The 24,820-nt window shown below is 53.3% G+C and carries 27 protein-coding genes; 8 read left to right on the forward strand and 19 right to left on the reverse strand.

Annotation, left to right across the window (positions count from 1 at the left end):
- Positions 1–9: 9 nt before the first annotated feature.
- Positions 10–579: a Csu type fimbrial protein gene (locus tag ABIE11_RS05025; protein ID WP_100779749.1), complete on the reverse strand. Its 570-nt coding sequence runs from the start codon at positions 577–579 to the stop codon at positions 10–12.
- Between the two features lie 433 nt (positions 580–1,012).
- Here ABIE11_RS05025 and ABIE11_RS05030 point away from each other — a divergent pair, with 433 nt between their 5' ends.
- Positions 1,013–2,272, forward strand: coding sequence for a dicarboxylate/amino acid:cation symporter (locus tag ABIE11_RS05030; protein WP_420170956.1), 1,260 nt, complete (start codon positions 1,013–1,015; stop codon positions 2,270–2,272).
- A gap of 83 nt (positions 2,273–2,355) precedes the next feature.
- Here ABIE11_RS05030 and cheW read toward each other — a convergent pair whose 3' ends face one another.
- The 6 genes from cheW to flhD form a co-directional block, all read right to left on the reverse strand.
- Positions 2,356–2,859, reverse strand: a complete 504-nt coding sequence (gene cheW / locus ABIE11_RS05035; RefSeq protein WP_095282421.1) for a chemotaxis protein CheW — start codon at positions 2,857–2,859, stop codon at positions 2,356–2,358.
- Positions 2,860–2,879: 20 nt separating this feature from the next.
- Positions 2,880–4,919, reverse strand: a complete 2,040-nt coding sequence (gene cheA, locus ABIE11_RS05040; protein ID WP_102104000.1) for a chemotaxis protein CheA — start codon at positions 4,917–4,919, stop codon at positions 2,880–2,882.
- 4 nt (positions 4,920–4,923) lie between these two features.
- On the reverse strand, positions 4,924–5,853 hold the full coding sequence (motB, locus tag ABIE11_RS05045; protein ID WP_102104001.1) for a flagellar motor protein MotB: 930 nt from the start codon (positions 5,851–5,853) through the stop codon (positions 4,924–4,926).
- Positions 5,850–6,737 (reverse strand): flagellar motor stator protein MotA, encoded by an 888-nt coding sequence (motA, locus tag ABIE11_RS05050; protein WP_100779745.1) that lies wholly within the window; start codon positions 6,735–6,737, stop codon positions 5,850–5,852. Before motA ends, motB begins: the two co-directional genes overlap by 4 nt.
- A 123-nt stretch (positions 6,738–6,860) precedes the next feature.
- Positions 6,861–7,439 (reverse strand): flagellar transcriptional regulator FlhC, encoded by a 579-nt coding sequence (gene flhC, locus ABIE11_RS05055; RefSeq protein WP_100780858.1) that lies wholly within the window; start codon positions 7,437–7,439, stop codon positions 6,861–6,863.
- A 2-nt stretch (positions 7,440–7,441) separates the two neighbouring features.
- On the reverse strand, positions 7,442–7,792 hold the full coding sequence (flhD, locus tag ABIE11_RS05060; protein WP_181826511.1) for a flagellar transcriptional regulator FlhD: 351 nt from the start codon (positions 7,790–7,792) through the stop codon (positions 7,442–7,444).
- A 795-nt stretch (positions 7,793–8,587) separates the two neighbouring features.
- On the opposite strand from flhD, the gene uspC reads away from it, so the two are divergent.
- Entirely contained in the window at positions 8,588–9,013 is a 426-nt protein-coding gene (gene uspC / locus ABIE11_RS05065; RefSeq protein ID WP_100779743.1) for a universal stress protein UspC, read from the forward strand.
- A gap of 20 nt (positions 9,014–9,033) precedes the next feature.
- On the opposite strand, the gene otsA is transcribed toward uspC, so the two are convergent.
- From otsA to ABIE11_RS05095, 6 genes are all read right to left on the reverse strand, one after another.
- On the reverse strand, positions 9,034–10,458 hold the full coding sequence (otsA, locus tag ABIE11_RS05070; protein WP_102104142.1) for an alpha,alpha-trehalose-phosphate synthase: 1,425 nt from the start codon (positions 10,456–10,458) through the stop codon (positions 9,034–9,036).
- Positions 10,433–11,239 carry a trehalose-phosphatase gene (gene otsB, locus ABIE11_RS05075; protein WP_429184085.1) on the reverse strand — a complete coding sequence of 269 codons (807 nt, stop codon included), beginning with the start codon at positions 11,237–11,239 and terminating at the stop codon, positions 10,433–10,435. Before otsB ends, otsA begins: the two co-directional genes overlap by 26 nt.
- 164 nt (positions 11,240–11,403) lie before the next feature.
- A complete protein-coding gene (araH, locus tag ABIE11_RS05080) occupies positions 11,404–12,387 on the reverse strand; it encodes an L-arabinose ABC transporter permease AraH (protein WP_181826512.1) in 984 nt (327 codons plus the stop codon).
- A gap of 11 nt (positions 12,388–12,398) precedes the next feature.
- Positions 12,399–13,913 (reverse strand): L-arabinose ABC transporter ATP-binding protein AraG, encoded by a 1,515-nt coding sequence (gene araG, locus ABIE11_RS05085; RefSeq protein ID WP_100779740.1) that lies wholly within the window; start codon positions 13,911–13,913, stop codon positions 12,399–12,401.
- Between the two features lie 66 nt (positions 13,914–13,979).
- Positions 13,980–14,969, reverse strand: coding sequence for an arabinose ABC transporter substrate-binding protein AraF (gene araF, locus ABIE11_RS05090; RefSeq protein WP_100780856.1), 990 nt, complete (start codon positions 14,967–14,969; stop codon positions 13,980–13,982).
- Between the two features lie 316 nt (positions 14,970–15,285).
- The gene (locus tag ABIE11_RS05095) at positions 15,286–15,843 is read right to left on the reverse strand and encodes a DJ-1 family glyoxalase III (RefSeq protein WP_429184086.1); all 558 of its coding nucleotides are present in this window, start codon (positions 15,841–15,843) and stop codon (positions 15,286–15,288) included.
- A 213-nt stretch (positions 15,844–16,056) separates the two neighbouring features.
- On the opposite strand from ABIE11_RS05095, the gene ABIE11_RS05100 reads away from it, so the two are divergent.
- The gene (locus tag ABIE11_RS05100) at positions 16,057–16,560 is read left to right on the forward strand and encodes a non-heme ferritin-like protein (protein ID WP_429184087.1); all 504 of its coding nucleotides are present in this window, start codon (positions 16,057–16,059) and stop codon (positions 16,558–16,560) included.
- Positions 16,561–16,708: 148 nt separating this feature from the next.
- A complete protein-coding gene (locus ABIE11_RS05105; protein ID WP_429184088.1) occupies positions 16,709–18,052 on the forward strand; it encodes an anaerobic C4-dicarboxylate transporter in 1,344 nt (447 codons plus the stop codon).
- A gap of 71 nt (positions 18,053–18,123) precedes the next feature.
- Here ABIE11_RS05105 and ABIE11_RS05110 read toward each other — a convergent pair whose 3' ends face one another.
- Positions 18,124–18,375 (reverse strand): DUF2766 family protein, encoded by a 252-nt coding sequence (locus ABIE11_RS05110; RefSeq protein ID WP_015959482.1) that lies wholly within the window; start codon positions 18,373–18,375, stop codon positions 18,124–18,126.
- A gap of 108 nt (positions 18,376–18,483) precedes the next feature.
- A complete protein-coding gene (gene azuC, locus ABIE11_RS05115) occupies positions 18,484–18,567 on the reverse strand; it encodes a stress response protein AzuC (RefSeq protein ID WP_014832437.1) in 84 nt (27 codons plus the stop codon).
- Positions 18,568–18,780: 213 nt separating this feature from the next.
- Here azuC and ABIE11_RS05120 point away from each other — a divergent pair, with 213 nt between their 5' ends.
- Positions 18,781–20,199 (forward strand): MFS transporter, encoded by a 1,419-nt coding sequence (locus tag ABIE11_RS05120; RefSeq protein ID WP_429184089.1) that lies wholly within the window; start codon positions 18,781–18,783, stop codon positions 20,197–20,199.
- 39 nt (positions 20,200–20,238) lie between these two features.
- On the opposite strand, the gene ABIE11_RS05125 is transcribed toward ABIE11_RS05120, so the two are convergent.
- Both ABIE11_RS05125 and ABIE11_RS05130 read right to left on the reverse strand, forming a co-directional pair.
- Positions 20,239–20,877, reverse strand: coding sequence for an RpiB/LacA/LacB family sugar-phosphate isomerase (locus ABIE11_RS05125; RefSeq protein ID WP_100779736.1), 639 nt, complete (start codon positions 20,875–20,877; stop codon positions 20,239–20,241).
- 159 nt (positions 20,878–21,036) lie between these two features.
- Positions 21,037–21,303: a hypothetical protein gene (locus ABIE11_RS05130; protein ID WP_429184090.1), complete on the reverse strand. Its 267-nt coding sequence runs from the start codon at positions 21,301–21,303 to the stop codon at positions 21,037–21,039.
- Between the two features lie 54 nt (positions 21,304–21,357).
- On the opposite strand from ABIE11_RS05130, the gene yecR reads away from it, so the two are divergent.
- Positions 21,358–21,696: a YecR family lipoprotein gene (gene yecR / locus ABIE11_RS05135; RefSeq protein WP_429184091.1), complete on the forward strand. Its 339-nt coding sequence runs from the start codon at positions 21,358–21,360 to the stop codon at positions 21,694–21,696.
- A gap of 203 nt (positions 21,697–21,899) precedes the next feature.
- Positions 21,900–22,397: a non-heme ferritin gene (ftnA, locus tag ABIE11_RS05140; protein WP_100779734.1), complete on the forward strand. Its 498-nt coding sequence runs from the start codon at positions 21,900–21,902 to the stop codon at positions 22,395–22,397.
- A gap of 31 nt (positions 22,398–22,428) precedes the next feature.
- Here ftnA and ABIE11_RS05145 read toward each other — a convergent pair whose 3' ends face one another.
- Complete coding sequence (locus ABIE11_RS05145) at positions 22,429–22,668, reverse strand: YecH family metal-binding protein (RefSeq protein WP_429184092.1); 240 nt, start codon at positions 22,666–22,668, stop codon at positions 22,429–22,431.
- A 182-nt stretch (positions 22,669–22,850) separates the two neighbouring features.
- On the opposite strand from ABIE11_RS05145, the gene tyrP reads away from it, so the two are divergent.
- The gene (gene tyrP / locus ABIE11_RS05150; protein ID WP_129036089.1) at positions 22,851–24,062 is read left to right on the forward strand and encodes a tyrosine transporter TyrP; all 1,212 of its coding nucleotides are present in this window, start codon (positions 22,851–22,853) and stop codon (positions 24,060–24,062) included.
- Positions 24,063–24,120: 58 nt separating this feature from the next.
- Here tyrP and ABIE11_RS05155 read toward each other — a convergent pair whose 3' ends face one another.
- The gene (locus ABIE11_RS05155; RefSeq protein WP_100779731.1) at positions 24,121–24,789 is read right to left on the reverse strand and encodes a YecA family protein; all 669 of its coding nucleotides are present in this window, start codon (positions 24,787–24,789) and stop codon (positions 24,121–24,123) included.
- Between the last annotated feature and the right edge of the window lie 31 nt (positions 24,790–24,820).

Consider the following 24,820-nt stretch of genomic DNA (forward strand, 5'->3'; position numbering starts at 1 on the left):
GCGCTTGAACTAGTAGGTCACACTGACGTTAATGGTGTCCGTATAGGTTCCCGGTACCACGGTGACGCTGTTTCCGCCCCCTGTGATGCGGCCATACAGGGTGTAACTGTCGACGCCGCCTGCGGTGGAAGCCACCGGGAGCGGTGCGTTGTTGGCAATGATGTTATTAAATCCGCTGTCGCTAAACAGGCTATAGGCCACACCCTGCGCGGTGTTGGCGGTATTCACCAGATAACGTGCGGGCGTGCCAGGCGTACCGACGACGGTGCCTGGCGCAGTGGAGTTAGTGTTTCCGGTGATCGCCACCGTATAACTGGCGGTCGTACACTGAATGGTGAAGGTATTCCCGCCGCTGGCCCCCGCAAGCTGGGTAGTCAGAGTTGAGAAGGTTGCGGGATGCGTCCCGAAGTCGAGGCTACCGAAATTAATACCGTTTTGCGTCGGAGAGCCGTTGATCAGGCAACCGTTGGTTAGCGTCAGGGTAGCGCCGATGGTTCCGCTACTGGTCACCGCTATCGCCTGATGTGCCGCTAACGCCAGCATGCCGCCCGTACAGATCAGAAGGAGTTTACTTTTCATTTACAGCCCTCCAGGAAGTGTGCCCTTCGTTTTTTCGTATTTTATTGAGAGTACTCAATCCGTTAGCAGCACTTAACCTTCCCAATGAGCACTCATTGTGAATTTAGTTTATGGATCGGGGTTCAACCACCTGCTCCGCTTCGCCTCATGCCTTTGCGGTATTGACACTTTATTATCATATAAAACAGACAGTTATTAATTTCCGGGCAGGTTTAAAAGTGGGCATCAGGAGGATATATTCATAATACTGTGATTTAGGTCACAATATATCGGTCACATATAGATAACAAAATCAATAAAACTTAAAAAATAGTTGTATCTGTATCCGCTTTACTTCAATTTATGCGATGAATGTATTTGTGCGCTGAAATTAAAAAATTATATGACTCAGCGCACTGATGAAACTTAAGCGCATAACAGAGGGTCTTTTTTCGTGGCAAGTGCAAACAAACTCACGCTGTTCATCGTGATTTTCATGCTGGCGGGTATTCTTTCAGGGGCAGCCATTCACGAGTACGCGTCTGCCGACGCGATCGCGACCTGGGCAGACAACATCACACTCCTCACCGATATTTTCCTCCGACTGATCAAAATGGTTATCGCGCCGCTGGTGTTTAGTACGCTGACGGTGGGCATTATGAAGCTTGGCGAAACCTCCACCATTGGCCGCGTGGGCGGTAAAGCGATGGTGTGGTTTATCAGCTCCTCCGTGCTGTCGATTCTGGTCGGCTTGTTTATTGTCACTCTCGAACAGCCGGGTACGGGCCTGAATCTGACGATTCCCGCCGGTTCTGTCGAGACCGGGCTGGCAGTGAGCGGGATGTCACTCAAGGGCTTCCTGTCGCACACCATTCCGACCAGCATTGTCGGGGCGATGGCGAATAACGAAATCCTGCAAATCGTCGTTTTCTCGATGTTCTTTGGCATCGGCGGCGCGTCTCTGGGCGAGAAGTTCAATGCCCCACTCGTCGCTGCGCTGGATGTGGTGTCTCACATCATGCTGAAAGTCACGGGCTATGTGATGTACGTTGCGCCGCTGGCGATTTTCGCAGCCATCTCGTCAGTCATCGCCACTCAGGGGCTGGGGATTTTGCTCAACTACGCTTCCTTTATCGGCGGATATTACGTGGCGATTATGCTCACCTGCCTGGTGCTGCTGGCGGTAGGATACATGGTGCTGAAAAAAGAGGTTTTCCGCCTGGTCAGCATGCTGAAAGATCCGGTGCTGGTCGCGTTTACCACCAGCAGCTCCGAAGCGGCCTACCCGAAAACCCTGGAGCAGCTCACCCGCTTCGGCTGTTCCCGCAATATCGTCTCCTTCGTTCTGCCGATTGGTTACTCTTTTAACCTGGTCGGCTCGATGGTGTACTGCTCCTTTGCGTCGATGTTTATCGCGCAGGCTTACAATATTCATCTGAGTTTCGCCGAAGTCACCGTTCTGATGCTGACGCTGATGCTAGCTTCCAAGGGTATCGCAGGCGTGCCACGTTCCGCGCTGGTGGTATTAGCCGCGACCATCCCAAGCTTCAACATTCCTGTCGCAGGGATCTTGCTGCTGATGGGGATCGACCATTTCCTCGATATGGGGCGTTCAGCGATTAATGTGCTGGGCAACGGAATTGCAACGGCGATGCTGGCGCAAAACGAAGGGCTGCTGGAAGAAGAGCCGGAACTCATTGAGCAGGAAGCGTAAGAGGTAAAAAAGCCGGGTAGCGCTGATGCTCACCCGGCTTTCTCAGTTAATGCCATCCTCTGCCGGGTCCCCCCGGCATCACATCACGCCACGTGACTCGCCGCGATATCCAGCAGGGCCATCTCGTCGCTGTTCAGCAGTTTCTCGATGTTCACCAGAATCAGCATACGGTCGCCCAGCGCGCCCAGACCGGTCAGGTATTCGGTGGACAGGGTTACCGCAAATTCCGGTGCCGGGCGGATCTGGTCGGCGGTCAGCGACAGCACGTCAGACACGCCATCGACCACGATACCCACAACGCGCTGGCCCAGGTTCAGGACGATTACCACGGTGTTGTCGTTATACTCCACGTCACCCTGGCTAAACTTCACGCGCAGATCGACGATAGGGACAATAACACCACGCAGGTTGGTCACACCTTTGATAAAGGAAGGTGTGTTGGCAATGCGAGTCACCTGATCGTAGCCGCGAATCTCCTGCACTTTAAGAATATCGATGCCGTACTCTTCATCGCCTAAAGTGAAAACCAGGAATTCCTGCCCTGATGGCTCGCCGGCCAGTTTCGTTACATTACTCATACCGGTCATGTTTATACCTTCTTAACTAATCAGGCGGCTGTGTACGCCACACGTTGTTCACGATTTAAACCCTGAAGCGCCGACACATCGACGATCAGTGCGACGCTGCCATCGCCAAGGATGGTGGCAGCTGAAATTCCTGGCACTTTGCGGTAGTTGCTTTCGAGGTTTTTGACCACCACCTGGTGCTGACCAATCAGCTGATCAACCAGCAGCGCATAGCGGCGCCCCGCGCTTTGCAGAATAACCACGATGCCCTGAGTCGCTTCAGTCTTCGCGCCGTCGACTTCAAACACTTTCCACAGTTCCACCAGCGGCAGATACTCGCCACGCACTTCCAGTACGCGCTCGCCACCGGCCAGCGGATGCAGATCTTCATCACGCGGCTGCAGGGATTCCATCACCGCATTCAGCGGAAGAATAAATACTTCGTCGGCGACCTTCACGGACATCCCGTCGAGGATCGCCAGCGTCAGTGGCAGCAGGATACGGATAGTGGTGCCAGAGCCTTGCTTAGACTTGATCTCAACGTGGCCGCCCATCTCCTGGATGTTACGTTTCACCACGTCCATGCCCACGCCACGGCCCGACACATCAGTCACCTGCTCGGCAGTCGAGAAGCCAGGGGCGAAGATCAGCATGCCGACCTCTTCATCGGTCATGTTCTCATTCACCTGCATGCCCTGTGAAAGAGCTTTCGCCAGAATGCGCTCGCGGTTCAGGCCTGCGCCGTCATCGGTGACTTCAATGCAGATGTTGCCGCCCTGATGTTCTGCGGACAAAATCAGGTTACCGACCGGGGATTTCCCTGCCGCAATACGGTTTTCCGGGGATTCAATGCCGTGATCGAGGCTGTTACGCACCAGGTGCGTTAGCGGATCGATAATGCGCTCAATCAGGCTCTTATCCAGCTCGGTTGAACTCCCCAGTTGGGTCAGTTCAATCTGTTTATTGAGCTTGCTCGCCAGGTCGCGGACCAGACGCGGGAAGCGGCTGAAGACGTACTCCATCGGCATCATACGGATGGACATCACCGATTCCTGCAGATCGCGGGCGTTACGTTGTAACTGACCCATGCTGGTAATCAGATCGCCGTGGGTGACCGGGTCCAGTTCGTTCGAACGTTGCGCCAGCATGGACTGGGTGATCACCAGTTCGCCCACCAGGTTAATCAGTTGATCAACCTTCTCTACCGCCACGCGGATACTGGTGGATTCACTGCTGCGGGCCGCCGGTTTTTCACGTTCAGCGCGGTTAGGCGCAGCCGATTCGCCAGGAACGGCCTTCAGAACGGGCGTCGGGGCAACCACCGCTGGCACGCTCACGTCAGGCGCTGCCACCACTTCCGCGACCTCAACGGGGGCTTCTGCAGCCGCTGTTTCAGTTTCAAAGGTGATCTGGTCGGCTTCGATCACGAAGCACAGCACCGCGACGATATCATCCTGACCGATACCGCCATCGATGGTAGCTGCCAGACTATCGGGGCCTTTAACGATGTTGCTCAGGGTCGCCAGGTTACCCAGCTCTTCTTCCAGCAGATTCACTTCACTCTCTTTCAGACGAGAGAGCACCACGCGCAGCTTTGCTTCGGCTGCAGGCGGGGTCGCGTCTTCTGACGCCAGTGCATCAACCACGCTTAATTTTGCCGCGCTGACCGCAGGTGCAGCGACTTCGCCCTTCGCTTCCAGAGCTAACTGGCGCAGAGCGTTGCAGATGTATTCAAAGCTTGCAGCATCTGGCTCTTGCGAGCTTTTATAGGCGTCGAGCTGTTCCTGCATAATATCTTTGGTTTCCAAAAACAGGTTAATAATGTCGGTGTTGAGCTGCATCTCACCGCGACGAGCTTCATCCAGCAGGTTCTCCATTAAATGGGTAGTTTCCTGCAAAATGGTAAAACCAAATGTTCCGGCGCCACCTTTAATGGAATGTGCCGCACGGAAAATGGCATTGAGCTGTTCTGAATCCGGTGCCTCAGGCACTAAATCCAGCAGATGCTGCTCCATGTCCGCCAACAACTCGTCGGCTTCATCAAAAAACGTCTGGTAAAAATCGCTAATATCCATGCTCACGCTATCACCTCGGATTGGCTGGTGGCGATGTTGGAACGGCAGCCGAAGGCACTGCCCCTGGCTGTTTTAAATCATCCAGTGACTCATTCTGGCTTTCGGCGTTTTCGTGCAGAATGGTCTGCTCCGCCTGCTGATTGAGCACTAAAAGACTGATACGACGGTTAATGGCATCGTCCGGGCCGCGGTCGGTCACCCGCATGGTGGCGGCCATTCCGACGACGCGCAGGACTTTGCCTTCATCAAGCCCACCCACCACCAGCTCGCGACGCGAGGCGTTGGCACGATCGGCAGAAAGCTCCCAGTTGCTGTATCCCTTTTCGCCGTTGGCATACGGGAAATCATCCGTATGACCAGAGAGACTGATGCGGTTCGGAATACCGTTCAGCACCGGCGCAATACCGCGCAAAATATCGCGCATGTAAGGCTCAACTTCCGCGCTGCCGGTTTTGAACATTGGGCGGTTCTGGCTATCAATAATCTGGATGCGTAACCCTTCCTGCACCAGATCGATTTTCAAATGTGGACGCAGCGCGCGCAGTTTCGGGTCAGCTTCGATGAGCTGGTCGAGGTCGCCACGCAGTTTTTTCAACCGCGCCTGCTCCATGCGCTTTTTCAACTCGTCGATATTCGGCTCTTTCTTCACTTCACCCTTTTGCTGGGTGTAATCATCACCCCCGCCAGGGATTGGGCTGTCGCTGTTCGCAATTCGCTGCCCGCCCGTCACCGCCGTCGCCAGCGGTGTTCTGAAATACTCCGCGATCTGAATCAGCTCTTTCGGGCTGGAGATGGAAATCAGCCACATCACCAGGAAAAACGCCATCATTGCGGTCATAAAGTCCGCGTAAGCGATTTTCCACGAGCCATGGGAACCGCCCCCATGGCCTTTGTGTTTGCGCTTTTTAACTATGACGATGGGATGGGACTGATTTTTCATGCGTCCTCAGTCGTCGTCTGTTGGTTAGGGTTCTTCACAGCGCGGACGTGTTCTTCAAGCTCGACAAACGATGGACGCTCGCTGGAGTACAGGGTTTTACGCCCGAATTCCACCGCGATTGGCGGTGCGTAGCCGTTCAGGTTTGACAGCAGGGTGATCTTCACGCACTGCATCATCTTGGTAGTTTCCGCACTCTTCTGGCGTAGCACGCTTGCCAGCGGCGAGATAAAACCGTAGGCGAGAAGAATACCGAGGAATGTCCCAACCATTGCGTGGGCAATCAGTGCCCCCAGCTCTGCGGCCGGTCGGTCGGCGGAGGCCAGTGCGTGTACCACGCCCATCACCGCCGCGACGATACCGAATGCCGGCAGTGAATCCCCCACCAGCGCCAGGGCGTTAGCCGGCACTTCGGATTCGCTTTCGTGAGTTTCGATCTCTTCGTCCATCAGCGCTTCGATCTCGAAGGTGTTCATGTTGCCGCTGATGATGAGTCGAAGATAATCGACGATAAAATCCAGCATCATCGCGTCAGCGAGAATACGTGGATAACTGGCGAAAATTTCGCTCTCTTTCGGGTTCTCAATATCACGTTCCAACGAGAACATGCCCTGTTGACGCGACTTTGCCATCAGACGATAGAGCAGCGCCAGCAGGTCCATATACATACTTTTGGTGTATTTTGAACGACGAAACAGTAATGGGAGCGCTTTGAGCGTTCCTTTAATCGATTTACCGTTGTTGCCAACGATAAAAGCACCTACCCCTGCGCCGCCGATAATAATCAGTTCAGCCGGTTGATAGAGTGCTCCCAGGTGCCCGCCGGTCATCATATAACCGCCGAAAACTGTACCGATAACAACCAGGTAACCTAATAAGATAAGCACGACATCATCCTTCCGCTAGAGACCATGACAGGATGTTGAGTTCGAAGGCGTTACCGGAAAGCGGGGTAAAAAAAAGCAGCGGTAATTTCTTACCGCTGCTGGAATCTGTCCCACACGTTCGGGTTAAACAGCTTGTTCGATCTGTTCATCCAGCAGTTGTGGATTAATATCGGCAGCTTCCGGGGAAAGTTTACGTCTTTTTACCGCACGGGACGGCGGCTGGCATAAACTGCAGGCGAAGCTACCTACTGGCTGATGAGCATGGGTGATAAAGTTGCCGTCGCAGCAGTTACAGCGCGACAATTGCAGCAATCCACTCTCAACGAAGCGCACCAGCGTCCATGCGCGGGTCAGCGCCAAAAGTGGCCCCTCTTCCGGCTGCGGACATTGTTCAAGGTAGAGTTTATAGGCTTTGATGACAGCATCCACGCCACTGCACAAGCCAGTTTTCAAGAGAAACTGCCAGGCATTGCAAAACATCGATGCGTGGATGTTTTGCTCCCAGGTCATAAACCAGTCCGTGGAAAAGGGCAGCATCCCTTTCGGAGGCGGGCTACCGCGTAATTCTTTATACAGTTTGATAAGTCGACCGCGGCTCAGCTGAGTCTCGCTTTCCAGCATTTGTAAGCGAGCACCCAACGTGATCAGTTCCATTGCCAACTGAATGTCGCGAGCTTCCTGAACAATGCTTTTTTCGCTCATCATTAAGCCCTTTTCTTGCGGGCCACGTCGTCAGGCTGGCTGATTTCGGTGAGAAGGCGGGTTGAAAGCAAAATCCCGGTGTGGATCTGTTGCAGATCGTCAACGCGTGAATCCTGAGTCAGACGCGTAATGGTCTGATGACTGTCGAAGCGGAACTGACATACCAGCTGATTGGTTTCCGCCAGTTTGACCATCTGAGGGAGAGTTAATCCACCGAGCGTTGTTGCCATTTCTTCGCTGATACCCAGGCGGAACATGGCGGACGGTTTGTCCTGACTAATCAAACGCTGTGCAAGTAATAAGTATGACAAATTGATGTCATAGACGTGTTTAAGCATCTCGGATGTATGCATTTTTCCCATCCAGAATAACCAACTATAATTTTTTATGCGGTAAGACCGCACCCCGTGATGTCGCCGAGAAAACCCCGGTAAAAAAAAAGAAAAGGCGAAAATGCATAGTCGAATTAAGGTTAAACTGGATAAAACGCGCGGTTTTTAAATGGTGATCCCTGACCATAGCGTCTTATCATTACTTACAAATAACTAAGATTTTTCCTAATTCGAGGCAACTCTACTCGTCCGTTTTCCCACATACAATGCAGCCCCGCCCAAATTTTAAAAAAAATGTGATCTGCGTCACAAAAATTGAGCGATAAACAGGGATTAATCCATCAGCGCGACTTGTAAGTTGGTTAATTTTTAGCCAAATGAGGCTCTTTTCTATTCTGAATGGACGAATACTCATGCAGTGGCTTATCCGACCAGCTCACTCCTCGTCAGAGAGCATTATCCTTAATGATCTTTTGCTTAACATATTAAGCCATAGTCAGTAACACATCATTAATTTCATTTAAAATCATGAAGTTATAAAATTAAAAAATGTAACAAATTTCCGTTCGTGACGATAACTTGCTGGTCAAAAACGGCGGATATCTGATGACGGGTTCAATATTAAAAAGGGGATGTTTTGGTTAAGTAACGCTTTTACGTTGATAAGCTCGGTTATGACACTATTCGTTTTATAAGAATAATTAATGAATAATTATGATAAGCGTCACACCAATGTCGTATTGCCCTCTTGCGAAGCGGTACGAATCGCGCTAATGGTGATGAATCCTCTGTCTCTGGACATCAAAGGAGTGAGCGATGAGTTACTCACACATTCTGGTATGCGTTGCTGTTACCCCGGAAAGCCATCAGCTGCTGGCGCGAGCGGTCTCGATCGCCCGCCCGCTCAATGCGCGGATTAGTCTGGTTACGCTGGCGGCCGAGCCGGAAATGTATAACCAGTTGGCAGCACCGATGCTTGAAGATATTCGTGGGCTGTTGCAGGAAGAGACGCAGCAGTTTTTGCAGGAGCTGGAGGATAAAGCCCAGTATCCTATCGCGCGGACCTTTATCGCCACCGGCGAACTGAGCGAACATATTCTGGATATTTGCCGCAAAGAGCAGGCCGATTTGGTGATCTGCGGTAACCATAACCACAGCTTCTTCTCACGCGCCGCCTGCTCCGCCAAAGCAATTGTCAGCTCAAGTCAGGTGGACGTGCTGCTGGTTCCCCTCGGCAACTGATGCCGCCGAGGGGAGACTCGTTAAGCCAGTTTAGGGAAGGTTGCGACCTTTTTTTGCAGATTGCTCTCCCGGCTACGGGGAGTGATCCGCTCAAGATCGCGAATAAAATGCTCCTGCCAGTGATTAATATCGTTCTCGCGAATCACTTTCATCATCTCCGCATGGCGCGAGATACGCTCAGTCAGCGGCATGGTCAGCGCCCTGTCGAGGGCATTTGCCACATCATCGCTGTCGTAGGGATTGACGATCAGTGCAGAAGTCAGCTCGTTTGCCGCCCCCGCAAACTGTGAAAGCACCAGCACGCCAGGGTCTTTCGGGTCCTGCGCGGCAACATACTCTTTTGCCACCAGGTTCATCCCGTCGCGCAGAGGCGTTACCAGCCCCACTTCCGCATAGCGGAATACCTTCATCAGAATTTTGCGCTCAAAATGCTGGTTGAGATAATAAAGCGGCGTCCAGCCCAGCTGCCCGTAGCGACCGTTAATGCGCCCGGCCTCGGTTTCCAGCTGATGCCGGATATCCTGATAGGCCTGCACCTCACCACGTGAGGTCGGGGCAATCTGCGTATAGCGGATTTTACCGTGATGCTGCGGGAATTTTTCCAGCAGTCTCTCATAGGCCTGGAAGCGTTCCGGCAGCCCTTTCGAGTAATCAAGACGCTCCACGGAGAAGATGTTTTTGACGTTTTTCAGCTCGCTTTTGAGCTGCGCCAGTTTCGGCGGCAGCGGGCCAGAGGCGTCAGCAGCGATTTCATCAGGTTCAATACCGATAGGATAGACTTCGGTCTCGAAAGTCTTGCCCCACGCGGTATGAGACTTGCCGCTGCGGGTGGTCACGCGCGTTTTACCGGAGACGCTATCGAGAAACGCCACGCGGTCGTTTTCCGTCTGGAAGCCAAGCAGATCGTAATCGCACAGCCCTTCCAGCAGTTCTTCATGCGGCGGCAATGCGGTGAAAATCTCCGGCGTCGGGAACGGGATATGCAGGAAGAAGCCGATCCGGTTATTCACCCCACGTTTGCGCAGCTCGCTGGCGAACGGAATCAGGTGATAATCGTGGATCCATAAAATATCGTCTTCCTCGATTAACGGCAGCAGTTTATCCGCCAGCAGCGCATTGACACGTGTGTACCCTTCCCACGAATCGCGCTCGAATTTAACCAGGTCCAGACGATAGTGAAACGCCGGCCATAGCACGGCATTCGAGAACTGCGAGTAATACTCTTCGTAGTCCTTCTCACCCAGATTAAACGATGCCCACGTGATGTTGCCCCGTGTCACCTTTTTTAGCGGCTGGTCTTCATTACCGACGTCACCGCTCCAGCCAAACCACAAACCGCCAGCTGTTTTTAAGGCACCCAAAATCCCTACCGCCAGACCACCCGCGCTGGATTTTTTATCGTCCGGTGGCGCAATTCGGTTAGAGACTACGACTAAGCGACCCATCATGTTTTCTCCTGTTGTTATGCGCTATTTTTTCTTCTTGTTGCTGGTTAGCGACTTCGGTGACCCATTGCCAGACGCTGGCGACATTCGCCAGTCGCCATTCGGCGCAGGTTTCACCCTGTCCGACTTTAATTGATACCCCTCCGGCCTGATTGACGGCGCTAAAACCGCTTTCGTCCGTCAGGTCGTCGCCGATAAACACCGGCGTTCTGCCCGCAAAAGGCGCCTCGGTCATGAAGGCCTTGATCGCCTCTCCTTTATTAGTGCCCCTCGGTTTTATCTCCACCACACATTTGCCCGGCTGCAGCGCAAGCTGAGGGTGTGCCGCGACGATGGAGGTTGCCAGCGCCGTGATGGCAGCTTCGTGCTGCGGCCCCTGACGATAGTGCAGCGCAAAGGCCATCCCTTTCGCTTCCAGCTCCGTTCCCGGCAGATGCTCGAGCGCCGCGGTCAGTTGTACCGTGAGCGACTGAATCAGTGAATCGGGAAGAGAGACGATATGCGCATTGCCATGGATGTCGCGGCGCTCCGCTCCGTGCACACCGGCAAGCGGAAAGCGGTAAGGCCTGGCAAGCTGATCCAGCTCGGCCATTGAGCGCCCTGATATCAATGCCAGTGCCCCATGATTGATGCTGGAGAGCTGATGTAACACCCGGAGAATATCGGCAGGTATCACCACCTGATCGGGGTGCGGTTTGATGTCGGCGAGAGTCCCGTCGAGATCGAAAAAGAATGCGAATTCTCCGTTCAGTGCAGGCGGTACGTTTAACGAGTCTGCCACCCTTATCCTCCTTACGGTTTTCGAGATGTCAGACATTTAACATCTCAGTAGCCATGTAAGTATAGACAGTGTGACGCTGCTCGCCATTTAGCAAACCGCCTGCCAGCATTGCTGGCAGGCGGCAGGGAGGTAGGACTAGACTTAAAAGTTGGGCCAGATTTTGCTCAAACGGTGCGCTTCGCTTTTTGCTTGTAACGGTCGAAGATCACTGCTGCCAGCAGGATTAGGCCACGTACGACGTACTGCGAGAAGGGGGAAATATTCAGCAGGTTCATGGCGTTCTCAACAGTGCCGAGGATAAGGATACCGGCCACCACATATGAGATTTTTCCGATGCCGCCTTTTAGCGAAACCCCACCCAATACGCAGGCAGAAATCACAATCAGCTCATAGCCAATCGAGGTCATCGGCTGGCCGCTGGTCATACGCGAAGCCAGAATAATCCCCGCCGCCGCCGATACCAGACCGGAGAGCACAAAGATAATAATCTTGGTACGCACCACCGGGACACCGGCCAGGCGCGCAGCCTCTTCATTCCCACCGATCGCCAGCGTATTGCGGCCAAAGGTGGTTCTGTTGAGCAGGAAGCCAAATATAATCAGACAGCCCACCGTCAGCCAGATAGGCGCAGGCAGGCCCAGCCAGTTGGCGTAGCCGAGGGTAAAGAAGCGCTCGTCTTCAATCCCCACCGCTTTACCGTCAGAGATAATATAGGCCAGGCCGCGCACAATTTGCATGGTGGCAAGCGTGGTGATCAGGGCGTTAATCTTCAGGCGGGCAATGACAAAACCATTCACCAGCCCGCTGAGCACACCCAGCATCAGCCCGGCAAAAACCCCTATCCACAGGCTTTCCGTCAGGTTGATCACCACCGCCGCCGTCACCCCTGCGCAGGCGATGACCGACGCAACGGAGAGGTCAAAGTCGCCGGATGCCAGACAGAACAGCATCCCGCAGGCGACCATACCGGACATAGAGATCGCCAGTCCCAGCCCTTTCATGTTGACGAAGCTGGCGAAATTCGGCACGAAGATCGCACAGCCCAGGAACAGGACGGCAAAGACCACCAGCATCCCGTATTGATCCCAGATGCGCCCCAGGCTAAAAGCCGATTTCGGTGCGCGAGAGGTAGTTACAGAGGACATCATTCACTCCTTGCTCAGGCGACAGCCTGGCTGACTTTAGGCATGGCGAGGCTCAACGCCTGTTGTTCATTCGCCTGTTCATGTAGCAATTCACCGGCGATATCCCCTTCGCGCATCACGATGATGCGGTCAGCAACGCCCAGCACTTCGGGCAGATCGCTGGAGGCGAATAACACCGCCACGCCGCGTTTTGCCAGCTCATAGATGACGTTATAGATTTCGTGCTTAGCCCCGACGTCGATGCCGCGCGTCGGTTCATCCAGCAAAATGACTTTCATCTCTTCCGACAGCCAGCGGCCCAGAATGGCCTTTTGCTGGTTCCCGCCGGAAAGATTCATGATGAGCTGTTCAGCACCGGGGGTTTTAATATTCAGGGAGCGAATATGGTAATCGGCGTTAATGTTTTCCCAGCTGTCGTTGATCAGGCATCCGGCACGAATGAATTTTCGGCGTGCCGAAATGTTAATGTTGTCGCGCACAGAGTGGACCGGAATAATCCCGTCGGCTTTACGATCTTCCGGACAGAGCATCATCCCCGCGCGGATCGCGTGAGCCGGTTTCTGAATATCCACCGGCTGACCGTCGATATACACCTGGCCTGCGGTGATCCGCGTGCCGCCGAACAGCCCTTTCATCAGCTCGCTGCGCCCTGCCCCCACCAGCCCGAACAGACCGACGATTTCGCCGCTGCGCACCGACAGGGAGATTGGCGTACGCACACCTGGCGCTTTTACGCTCTCCAGACGCAAACGCTCGGCAGCGTATTCTCGCGGCTGCCAGTGATAGATATCCCCCAGTTCACGTCCGACCATCGCCTGCACCAGCTGGTCATGATTGACCTGCTGCATATCGGTGAAGGTGCGCACGTAGCGGCCATCTTTGAACACGGTGATGGCGTCGCTAAGGGCAAAAATCTCTTCCATACGGTGCGAAACATATAAAATGATGCGCCCTTCTTTGCGCAGCTCGCGGATCACCCGGAACAGGTTGTCGATCTCACGCGCCGAGAGCGAACTTGTCGGCTCATCAAAGGCGATAATTTTTGCGTTGCGCGCGAGCGCCTTGGCAATTTCCACCATCTGCCATTGGCCTATTGACAGATATTTCAGCGGCGTTTGCGGGTCGATATCCAGCCCGAGATGCTGCAGCTGCAGTCCGGCTTCATAATTGAGGAGCGAGCGATTGACGATCCCGCTCTTGTGAGGCAATTGTCCCAGATAGATGTTTTCCGCCACCGTCATTTCAGGTACCAGATGCAGCTCCTGATAAATGATAGCGACGCCAGCATTCAGCGCTGCCGTGGTATCGGCAAACACCATCTCTTCGCCGCGAATCGCCAGCGTGCCGGTCGTCGGGGCGTAGTTTCCGCTGAGGATTTTTAGCAGCGTGGATTTCCCTGCGCCATTCTCCCCCATCAGGGCGTGGACCTGACCGGGATAGCAGTCGAAACTGATATCGGTCAGCGCGTTTACACCGGGGAACGTTTTCCCGATGCCGCGAAAAGAGAGATACGGGTCAGACTGTTGCATAACGTCTCCGTGATTCGAGTAGTGTACGTCTGGCCCCTCCGCATCGAGGGGCGCAATCACAACAAATTACTTACCGCCCAGCCCTTTTTTCGCCAGTTCCTCTTTGAAGTTGTCGCGGGTGATCAGCACCACATCCGTCACCTCGGTGAACTTCGGAGGCTCAGCGTCTTTCGTCACCCAGTTGTAGAGCATTTCGCTGGATTTATAGCCATGCACATCCGGGCTTGGTAGCAGCGAGCCGTAGAAGCCGGTCGCCTGCGCTTTAGACAGCTCGCTCACCGCATCCACGCCATTAATGCCGACGCCGATGACATCCGCCGCTTTAAAGCCCTGACCTTCTGTCGCGCGCACGCCGCCCAGCACGGTGTTATCGTTCATGCCGACCACCAGCCAGTGTTTAACTTCAGGGTGCTGCACCAGCATGGAGTTTGCGGCGTCGAAGGCGCCTGGAATATCATTCGATTTCGTCGGGACTTTATAGATCTGTTTTTCCGGGAACCCGGCCGCTTTCAGCGCGTCCATCGAACCGGACGTGCGGCGACGCGCGGTATCCAGTTCATCCGCGGTGATCGCCATAACGGCTGTTTCTTTCACATCCCAGCCGCGTTTTTGCATCTCTTTATAAAGTTCCTGGCCCTGACGCTCACCAATTTTGGTGGCCGCCATCATTACCAGCGGAACGGTATCCATCGGTTTGCCTTTGGCGTTGACGAACTGATCGTCAACCGCAATTACCTTCATGCCGTAACCCCGCGCTTTTGCCACAATGGCCGAACCGAGTTTCGGATCTGGCGTACAAATGACAAAACCTTTCGCGCCGCTGGCCGCCAGGCTGTCGATGGCGTTCAGTGTTTTTTCACCATCGGGTACGGCAATTTTGATGACATCAAAGCCGAGATCTTTCCCGGCTTTATCCGCAAATTTCCATTCGGTCTGGAACCAAGGTTCTTCAGGCTGTTTCACCAGAAAACCGAGCTTTAAATTCTCTGCCATAGCGGATTGTGACATAACGGCAGCCAGGCCGATGGCCGCCAGCGTTTTAGTAAATTTGTGCATGGTTAACTCCAGCATTAGCATTCTTATATGTAGGGTATAGTGTCGTGCTTTTTATTTAATCGGACGTAAAACAAGGTATTAGCGCTCACCCTTGAATAAGTGATGGTGCTGGAGATAGTTTTAGCGGGAAATTAATCATCCATAAGAGAGCGGCATCACACCGCAGAATTACAGTAATTGCGTACATATATTCAGCGATAAATGACATAAAAAAGGCGGGTATTGTCGGACAAATTGGAGGGGATTAAGCAGAATTATCCATAAGGTCAGCTAAGACGTCCCTGCAATACGGACGCCGTAGCGTCCGCGTAAGAATTTACCAGGCGTAGTAAATATGATCCGCGTGATCGCGAACCGGTGCTTCATCCCCCTGTAAACGGGCGGCCAGGGTCAGAGCAAAATCAAACGCGTGGCCGAGGCCTTTGCCGCTGAGGAGATTCTGATCCTCTACCACTGGCGCATCGACGTATTCCCCGTCGTTGACCGTTTCCCATAAATCGCCTGAGCAGACATAGCGACGCCCTTTCAGCAGGCCGTTGCCGCCCAACACGCGCGCCGCGGCAGAGCAGATTGGGCAGATCAATTTGCCCGCGTCGTCATGTGCCTTAACAAAACGAACCACTTCCTGGCTGGCAGCCAGATTCACGCTACCCTGCGGCCCGCCCGGCAGTACCACTGCGTCGTACAGCGTATCGGCGCGCTCGGTGAGCGTGCTGTCTGCCACCATCGGGATGTTGTGATAACTCACCACCGCGCGCGACTCCGCGCAGGCCAGCGTTTCGACGTCAATATGCATACGGCGCAAGATATCAATCGTGATAATTGCTTCCGCTTCTTCAAATCCTGGTGCCAACAATACCGCCACTCTGGCCATTTTGATCCTCATAAATGAAATAGATAAAACATCGTTTCATTTTACAAGAAGTCATCCGTCAAACCTGTGCGTGGATCACAGTTCATTCTTTTTACAAATTACGGGCATTATTCCTAATTGCATGACGGGAAATGAAAAGTGGGTCACATAACGACGGTACAGAACGGCTTTATTCTGTTGTTAATCATCCCTCCTCTAAATAAGGATATTATAATGACAACTTCAGGAATGATTCAGAAACTCAACACCCAGATGAACCTCGAGTTCAACGCCTCCAATCTCTATTTGCAGTTGAGCGACTGGTGTTCAGAGCACAGCCTCAACGGAACCGCCACCTTTCTGCGCACCCAGGCGCAATGCAATATCACCCACATGATGCGGGTCTTTGACTATATGAAACAGGCCGGGGCTAACCCGATTGTCAAAGCGCGTGTGATCTCCGATGACGCCTGTTCATCGCTGGAAGAGATATTCCAGAAAACCCTCGACGAGTACGAGCAGCGCTGTACCATGCTGAAAACGCTCGCCGGAGAAGCCAAAGCGCTGAATGATGACACCACGCTCGATTTCTTACGTGATATGAGAAAAGAACAGCAGCAGGATGGGTTATTGCTGAAAACCATTCTGGATGAGGTGCGCAGCGCGAAGCGTGCCGGGCTGTGCATGACGCAGACTGACCAGCATCTGCTTAATCTGGTGAACTGTCAGGGCCACTGATACCCGGCAAGTTATCCACAATTGTTAAATAATGGTTACCAAGTAACTGCTTTTATTGAAATTTAACAAATCAGATCTGGCTCCCAGCCAATAACCTTACAAAGTGAAATGATTTATTTCATTTCACTTTGATTGACGAGGGAGCTTCATGATCACCATCGAGTTTATTGTCATTATCCTCTGCCTGCTGGTAGGAACGCGGTTCGGCGGGATGGGCCTTGGGCTGATAAGCGGTATCGGTCTTTTCATTTTAAGTTTTGTGTTTGGACTCCAGCCCGGTAAACCGCCGGTGGACGTCATGCTGACGATCCTTGCCGTGATTGGCTGCGCGGCGACCCTGCAGACCGCGGGTGGCCTGAATGTCATGATGCAGTTTGCTGAGCGCCTGCTGAGAAAACATCCGCAGCACATCACCCTCCTCGCTCCCTTTACCACCTGGATGCTGACGTTTCTCTGCGGGACCGGCCATGTGGTGTACACCATGTTTCCGATTATCGCCGACATCGCGCTAAAAAAAGGTATTCGCCCGGAACGCCCAATGGCCGTTGCTTCTGTTGCCTCGCAGATGGCGATTACGGCGTCCCCGGTCTCTGTTGCCGTGGTATCACTGGTGTCAATTATTGGCGCCCAGCACGGTATCGGTCAGGCGTGGGGGATCCTCGAGATTCTGGCCGTCTCCGTACCCGCTTCGCTGTTTGGGGTGATGATTGCCGCGCTCTGGAGCCTGCGTCGCGGAAAAGATCTGGCTGACGATGCGGAATTCCAGGAAAAACTCAGCGACCCGAAACAGCGCGAATTTATCTATGGCACCACCGAAACGCTGATGAACCAGCGTTTTCCGAAGCAGGCATACTGGTCGACGTGGATTTTCTTCGCCGGCATTGCTGTCGTGGTGCTGCTGGGGGCGTTGCCCGAGCTGCGCCCTGCCTTTGAAATCAAAGGCAAAATGACAGCGCTTTCCATGAATCTCGTCATCCAGATGATGATGCTGATTGCCGGTGCCGTGATGCTGATTGCCTGTAAGGTTAACGCCTCTGCCATTTCGAACGGTGCGGTGTTTAAGGCCGGGATGGTGGCGATTTTCTCGGTCTTCGGGGTTGCGTGGATGAGCGATACCTTCTTCCAGGCGCACCTCGACGAGCTGAAAATGGCGCTGGAAGGGGTAGTAAAAAGCCATCCGTGGACTTACGCCATCGTGTTGTTCCTGGTCTCCAAACTGGTAAACAGCCAGGCCGCAGCACTGACCGCCGTCGCACCGATGGGCCTGATGCTGGGGATTGAGCCAAAAATGCTGATTGCTTTCTTCCCGGCCTCCTACGGTTACTTCGTGCTGCCCACCTACCCGAGCGATCTGGCCTGTATCGGTTTCGACCGCTCCGGTACTACCCGAATTGGCAAATTCATCATCAACCACAGCTTTATTCTGCCGGGACTTATCGGCGTCAGCTGTGCCTGTGCCGCCAGCTATCTGCTGGTGCAGACCTTCTTCTGAACGTCAAAAGGGCGACATTGCTGTCGCCCTTTCGCATAAACTTGTTTCTAAATTCAAAACATCGGTTTATTTTAGTGTGACTCACCCTGCGGTGTGAACTTGAGTTCGATAAGCGCGATGGCTTTTTGAATGGCGCGAAGCGTAACGGGGTCCGCCGCAGCAGGATGGCTGGTGAAATCGATGTTTTTCAGTTGGGTGGACATTTTTTCACGCACTTCAATCGGCGCGATAATGTCTAACACATCCAGGATTTGTTTGATGACCAACTGGCATGCGACGACGTCAGATACCAGTTCCTGATCGGCGCTCAGATTTTGAGACATAGGAAGCTCCTTACATAAAGAGCGCCATAGTAGCAAAACGATAGCCCTTTCATCTTCCCTCTCGTCGAACGCAGGCATAAAAAAACCTGCCGAAGCAGGTTTTTTTCATCAGAACATTGCGCCTGGCGGTACGTCTTTAAACGTATTGCAGTAGTTAGCCCACATGCTTTTCAGGATTTTGCGCAGTTTCATTTGATGCTCCGGTAATGTGTTATGCAGGTGTTATTGTCTATGCGCATATAATATGACCAGCGTCACAAAAATCAATGATTATGTGACGCAAATCACGGTTACAAAATCAGCAATGCTGCGGGATTGTTACAAAAATCCATGACAAATCCGCAGCTTAGAAACCGATAAGTTCCAGTAAATTTTTATAAATTTTTTTGATATGGCAGGGTAACGATGACTGACAACATCACCGGGAAGGAGAACCGCGGGCTGTCGCCAGCGGCACTGCTGGTTGCCGGGGCATTCTTTATGGAGTTTCTCGACGGAACCGTGATTGCCACCGCGCTTCCCGATATGGCGAAAAGCTTTGGCGTACAGGCCGTGGATTTGAATATCGGCATCAGCGCCTACCTGATTACGCTGGCAGTCTTAATCCCCGCCAGCGGCTGGATCGCCGACCGCTTTGGCGCACGCAAAGTGTTTGCCGTGGCGCTGGCGATCTTCACCCTCGCTTCCGTCTTTTGCGGCCTATCCACCACGGTGGATCAGTTTGTCGCTATGCGCGTGCTACAGGGCATGGGCGGTGCGCTGATGGTCCCGGTCGGGCGGCTGGCGGTCTTGCGCACGACGCCTAAACATCAGCTGATCACCGCTATCGCCACCCTCACCTGGCCCGCGCTGGTGGCACCCATTATCGGGCCGCCCCTCGGCGGCTTTATTACCAGCTACGCCGACTGGCGCTGGATCTTCTTTATTAATGTACCCCTCGGGATCGTGGCGATTATTCTGGCGCTGCGCATCATTCCCGATCTGCACGACGATGAACGTCGTCCCTTCGATACGCCGGGCTTTATCGCCACCACGATTGCGATGGTGAGCCTGGTGTACGCCATGGAGTCGATGGGTGCACAGCATTCACAAGGGGTGCTCACCCTGGCACTTTTGGTTGTAGGGGCGGTCACGCTTATCTACGCTCTGCGCCATTTCCAGCGCACCCAGTGGCCGATGATTCGCCTCGACGCCATGCAGGTTCCGACGTTTCGAGTAACGATGTACGGCGGCTCACTGTTTCGCGCCTCCATAAGCGCGGTTCCTTTCCTGCTCCCCCTGATGTTCCAGGTAGGCTTTGGGATGGATGCTTTTCACTCTGGTCTGCTGGTGCTGGCAGTATTTGTCGGTAACCTGACGATTAAACCTGCCACCACGCCTCTGATCCGTCGCCTGGGTTTCCGAAAACTGCTGCTAATAAATGGAGCGCTAAACGTATTGTCCCTGCTGGCCTGCGCGTTTATCTCACCGCAGACGCCGGTCTGGCTGATTATGTTGATCCTTTATCTGGGCGGGGTGTTCCGTTCGATTCAGTTTACGGCGGTCAGTACGCTGGCCTTTGCGGATGTGCCATCGGCACAAATGAGCTACGCCAATACGCTGTTTTCCACGGCGACGCAGCTGGCGGTCGGGCTTGGGATCACTCTCGGGGCGATTGGAATCCGGATTGGCGAGAAAATGGGCGATTTGCTGGGCATGGCAAGCGTGCCGGGGATCAGCTTTCGACTGGCCTTTGTCGCTATCGCGCTGATTTGCCTGGTGGGGATGGTGGATACTCTGCGGCTGACGAAAGATGCGGGGAGCGCGGTGTCGAACAAGGCATAAAAAAAGCCAGCGCAGCTGGCTTTTCATTCAGATAGCGGTTTAGCCTACGATACCGCGAACAAATGCTTCGATCTCTTTGTCCTGGCAGTTTTCGAAGAAGCACTGCTGGAAGCGCTGACCGGAAACGGCGGTTTTCACCAGCTCAGGATCGATTGCACGCAGGGTATCCAGATAGTTCTCTTTCACTACGGCGGCTTTCACCTGGTTCAGAATACCGGCGTTACGCACCTGTGGCTCTTTACGCTCTGGCGGATACCCTTCGCCTTTGCGGCCAGTAAACGCTTTTTCAAAGATAAAGCGCACGTTCAGCTCAGCACCCCAGCCGAAGCCTTTGGCGAATGGCAGAGAGAGCGCGTTACCGTTGTTGATCTGGGCAAACAGGAACGCATCTGCCGGGTCGATACAGTAACCGCAAATCACGCCCGGGTGGATGTTCAGCGACATCAGCGCGCCCTGGCCTGTCCCGCAACCGGTGACCACAAAGTCCACCGCCTTAGAATTTAACAGGATGCTGGCCATGATACCCAGGTGGATGTAAGTCAGATGGTGATCGTTCTCGTCACTCATCCCGACGTTGTAGACCGGGAAACCTTTCTCATCAACGACGGTTTTCAATTCGTTGAGGATAGTGGCGTTTTTGCCAGCCTGGCTGTTTTCCATCATCAGTGCAATTTTCATTCTTCATCTCCTGAATACGTTGCGGGTGTTGCCGCCAAAGATAGCGAATCCAGACAACCTTACTATCTAACAAACGCACTTTCAAATTAACTGAAAAAATGTTTTAAAAAACGAAAGCCGCTTCACATAATCAGGCAATGGAGAAGAAATGAGATGCGGTTACTCAACGTTAAGAAATACCTGCTCATTAATCCAGCCGTTGGCTAGACTGCTTTTGAAAGACAGTAAAAAACCTTTGGGGAACACACGTCCTGCGAGGAGCTGCCGGACGCCTCGCATCCCTTTTGCGGATACTTTCCCGGGCCAGCGCCGCTTTTGCCCCGTGCCGCCATCATCACTGGGGTTTTGCATAATCTTCGACAGGCTCTCCCACCAAATCATGTCGTTGAAAAGAGAGAGGGAAATTCGTCCGGCTATTCGCGGCATTGACCGTTCTGGCAGGCGGTAAAATAGCGTGTTTACACTGAATCAGAGCGAAATATGAAGAGATTATTCGTTGCCGGTTTATTTCTGCTCCTCGCGGGCTGCACGGTCACTCGTCAGGCGCAGGTGAGTAACGCCGATGCGCCAGGCGGCGTTGTGCGACTGGATTACGGTCAGGCGATTTTCCAGAATGCCCGTTACGATGACTATGTCACCAACGGGACGGCCACGCGCGAGTGCCAGAGCATGGGCTTCGCGACCGCCTCTTTCTATGGTCAGCCGATAAAAACCTGCAGCTTGTTCAGCGGGTCGGTTTGCCTCAACCAGACCGTCACTATCCAGTACAAATGCATGGGGTATGCGGTAAATCCCGCAGCCACGCAAACCTGGCAATAATAATAGACTGCCAGTTTCCACTGGCAGTCTATTTAATACGAAGCGAAACCATTCTCATTAATATATATAAACAACTGCCAATGCGTTTTATTCCCATTCGTATTTTGAATAATTAATCTTTTATTTTACCTTTTGCAAATAATTAAATAACAAATTATAGTGACGCCCTGACTGACTAATAAATAATTCCATGGAGCTGCACTATGCTGAAAACTGAAATGATCGATAAGCTCAACGAACAAATGAACCTCGAGCTTTTTTCATCCCTGCTTTATCAACAAATGAGTGCCTGGTGCAGCTACCACAGCTTTGAAGGCGCGGCCGCGTTCCTGCGTCGCCACGCCCAGGAAGAGATGACGCACATGCAGCGTCTGTTCGATTATCTCGCTGACACCGGCAGCCTGCCACGCATTAATCCAGTGGCATCTCCGTTCGCTGAGTATGCGTCACTGGACGAACTGTTCCGCGCCACTTACGAACACGAGCAGCTGATCACCCAGAAAATTAACGAACTGACTCACGCGGCGATGATTGGCCAGGATTATCCGACCTTTAATTTCCTGCAGTGGTATGTTGCAGAACAGCACGAAGAAGAGAAACTGTTTAAATCCGTACTCGATAAATTATCGCTGGCGGGTAAATCAGGCGAAGGTTTGTACTTTATTGATAAAGAGCTGTCGACTCTCGACACGCAGAAATAAAGTTTCGGGAGCCTTCTGGCTCCCCTTTTTTTTAATGGCGACAGATTTTACTTACGTGCGTTGAAAACCCCTCGTCTGCCGGAATAAATTTCCCCCGCGCCGCCAGAAATGCCACCAGCTCCGCCGCTGTCATATTCTCTGCCGAGCAAGTATGAAAGCGCGCATTATTGCCAAAACGGGAATCAATCGCCTGAACCAGGCTTTGCTCCGTGTACTGCTCACCCGACTCAATCATCATATTGAGCACATCATGTCCGTGAATCGATGGCATAACCCCTCCAAATCAAAGCCACAGTCTAAACAGGTATGCGCCCTGCTGCCTTGCGCTGGCACAGGTTTGTAACTGTAAAAATATAATTACACCGGTTGTAACGGTGATTTGACGAGTAACGACTTTTGTCTTACTCTGCGCCGCAGATTAGGTTGCGATTAGCGGTTGTGGTAGAGGAAAGCGTGAAGAACAGAACTCTGGGAAGTATTTTTATCGTCGCTGGCACGACGATTGGCGCAGGAATGCTGGCGATGCCCTTGGCCGCTGCGGGCGTCGGATTTAGCGTCACGCTAGTGCTTCTGGCCTGCCTGTGGGCGCTGATGTGCTATACCGCATTACTGCTGCTTGAAGTTTATCAGCACGTTCCTGCCGATACGGGTCTTGGCTCGCTGGCCGCCCGCTATCTTGGCCGCTACGGTCAGTGGATTACGGGATTTAGCATGATGTTTCTGATGTATGCCCTGACAGCGGCCTACATGAGCGGCGCAGGCGAGCTGATCGCGTCAAGCGTCAACGACTGGTTTGGCTCTGCTATTTCTCCGGCGACCGGCGTGATCTTCTTTACGCTGATTGGCGGGGGCGTGGTATGCGTGGGAACGTCGCTGGTCGATCTGTTTAACCGCTTTCTCTTCAGCGCCAAGATTGTTTTCCTGGTGGTGATGCTCGCACTGCTGGCTCCGCACGTTCACAAAGTGAATTTGCTCACCCTGCCACTGCAACAGGGGCTGGCGCTTTCTGCTATTCCGGTGATTTTCACCTCGTTCGGCTTCCACGGCAGCGTGCCGAGTATCGTCAGCTATATGAATGGCGATATTCGTAAACTGCGCCGCGTGTTCATTATCGGCAGCGCGATCCCTCTCATTGCCTATATCTTCTGGCAACTGGTGACTCTGGGCAGCATTGATTCGTCAACGTTTATTGGCTTAATGGCCGATCATTCAGGTCTGAACGGATTCTTGCAGGCGCTGCGTGAAGTGGTGGCTTCGCCGCACGTTGAGCTGGCAGTGCATCTGTTTGCCGATCTGGCGCTGGCGACCTCTTTCCTCGGCGTAGCCCTCGGGTTGTTCGACTATCTGGCAGATCTGTTCCAGCGCAAACGCTCCGTCAGCGGACGCATCCAGACGGGCCTGATTACCTTCCTTCCGCCGCTGGCCTTCGCACTGTTCTATCCGCGTGGGTTTGTGATGGCGCTGGGCTACGCGGGTGTAGCGCTGGCCGTCTTGGCTCTTTTGCTCCCTTCCCTGCTGGCGTGGAAAAGCCGTCAGCAGCACCCTGATTCGGGTTACCGGGTGTGGGGCGGAAAACCGCTGTTAGGGCTGGTATTTATCTGTGGGATTGTGGTGATTCTGGTGCAGTTTTCGATTGCTGCGGGGCTGTTGCCGGAGGTGGGATAAACTGACGAGTTGCAGGCACTCGGCGGTAATTAAAGGGCTCATTGCGAGCCCTTTTTTATTAATGCAAACAGCAGCTTTTAAATTTCTTCCCGCTTCCGCACGGGCACGGATCGTTGCGCCCCACTTTGGTCCCGTTGACGATCGGCTTTTTGGCCTCCGGCTGCTGTGGATTCGCCAGCCAGTAGTTATATAAACGAATCGCCGCCGGACGGATGCTGTCCACGCTCGCCTGATACTCTTCTTCCGTCATTGCTTCAACGCGATCAACGTTCTCTTCCGAACCATGCAGAGCGATCACCGCCAGATCGGGTTTCAGCTCTTCCGGCAAGGTAGACCAGTCGGTCAGTGCCATTCCGCGCATGTAGCCGTAACACCACTCTTCCACCACGGTATAGGTGGTCCCCTCGACATCGTTCTCACCAAAGACTGGCTCAAACTGGTCGGGATAGTCGCTCAGGCGCTCGGCGATGTCGTTCATATGCTTAAAGCAAAGATCGATAAAACGGTGCATTTCACGATCGTTTTTCCAGCGCGGTATATGTTTTTCACCGCCCCAGATCGCCACCAGCCAGGTGTCGGGTTCCACCACAAGAGGACCGGACAGCACTGCGGTTAGCATGCCGTCGAGTTCGGAAACGTCAAGCACAGACGCATCGTCATGACCGTGAGAGATTAATGTCTCTTCCAGCCACTCCATTTCGTTTTCATTTAATGGGCCTTCAGTCATTACTGATACTCCTGAAAAAAAGAAAAGGAGC

Source organism: Lelliottia sp. 489 (assembly GCF_050435885.1).
Taxonomy (GTDB): Bacteria; Pseudomonadota; Gammaproteobacteria; order Enterobacterales; family Enterobacteriaceae; genus Enterobacter; species Enterobacter nimipressuralis.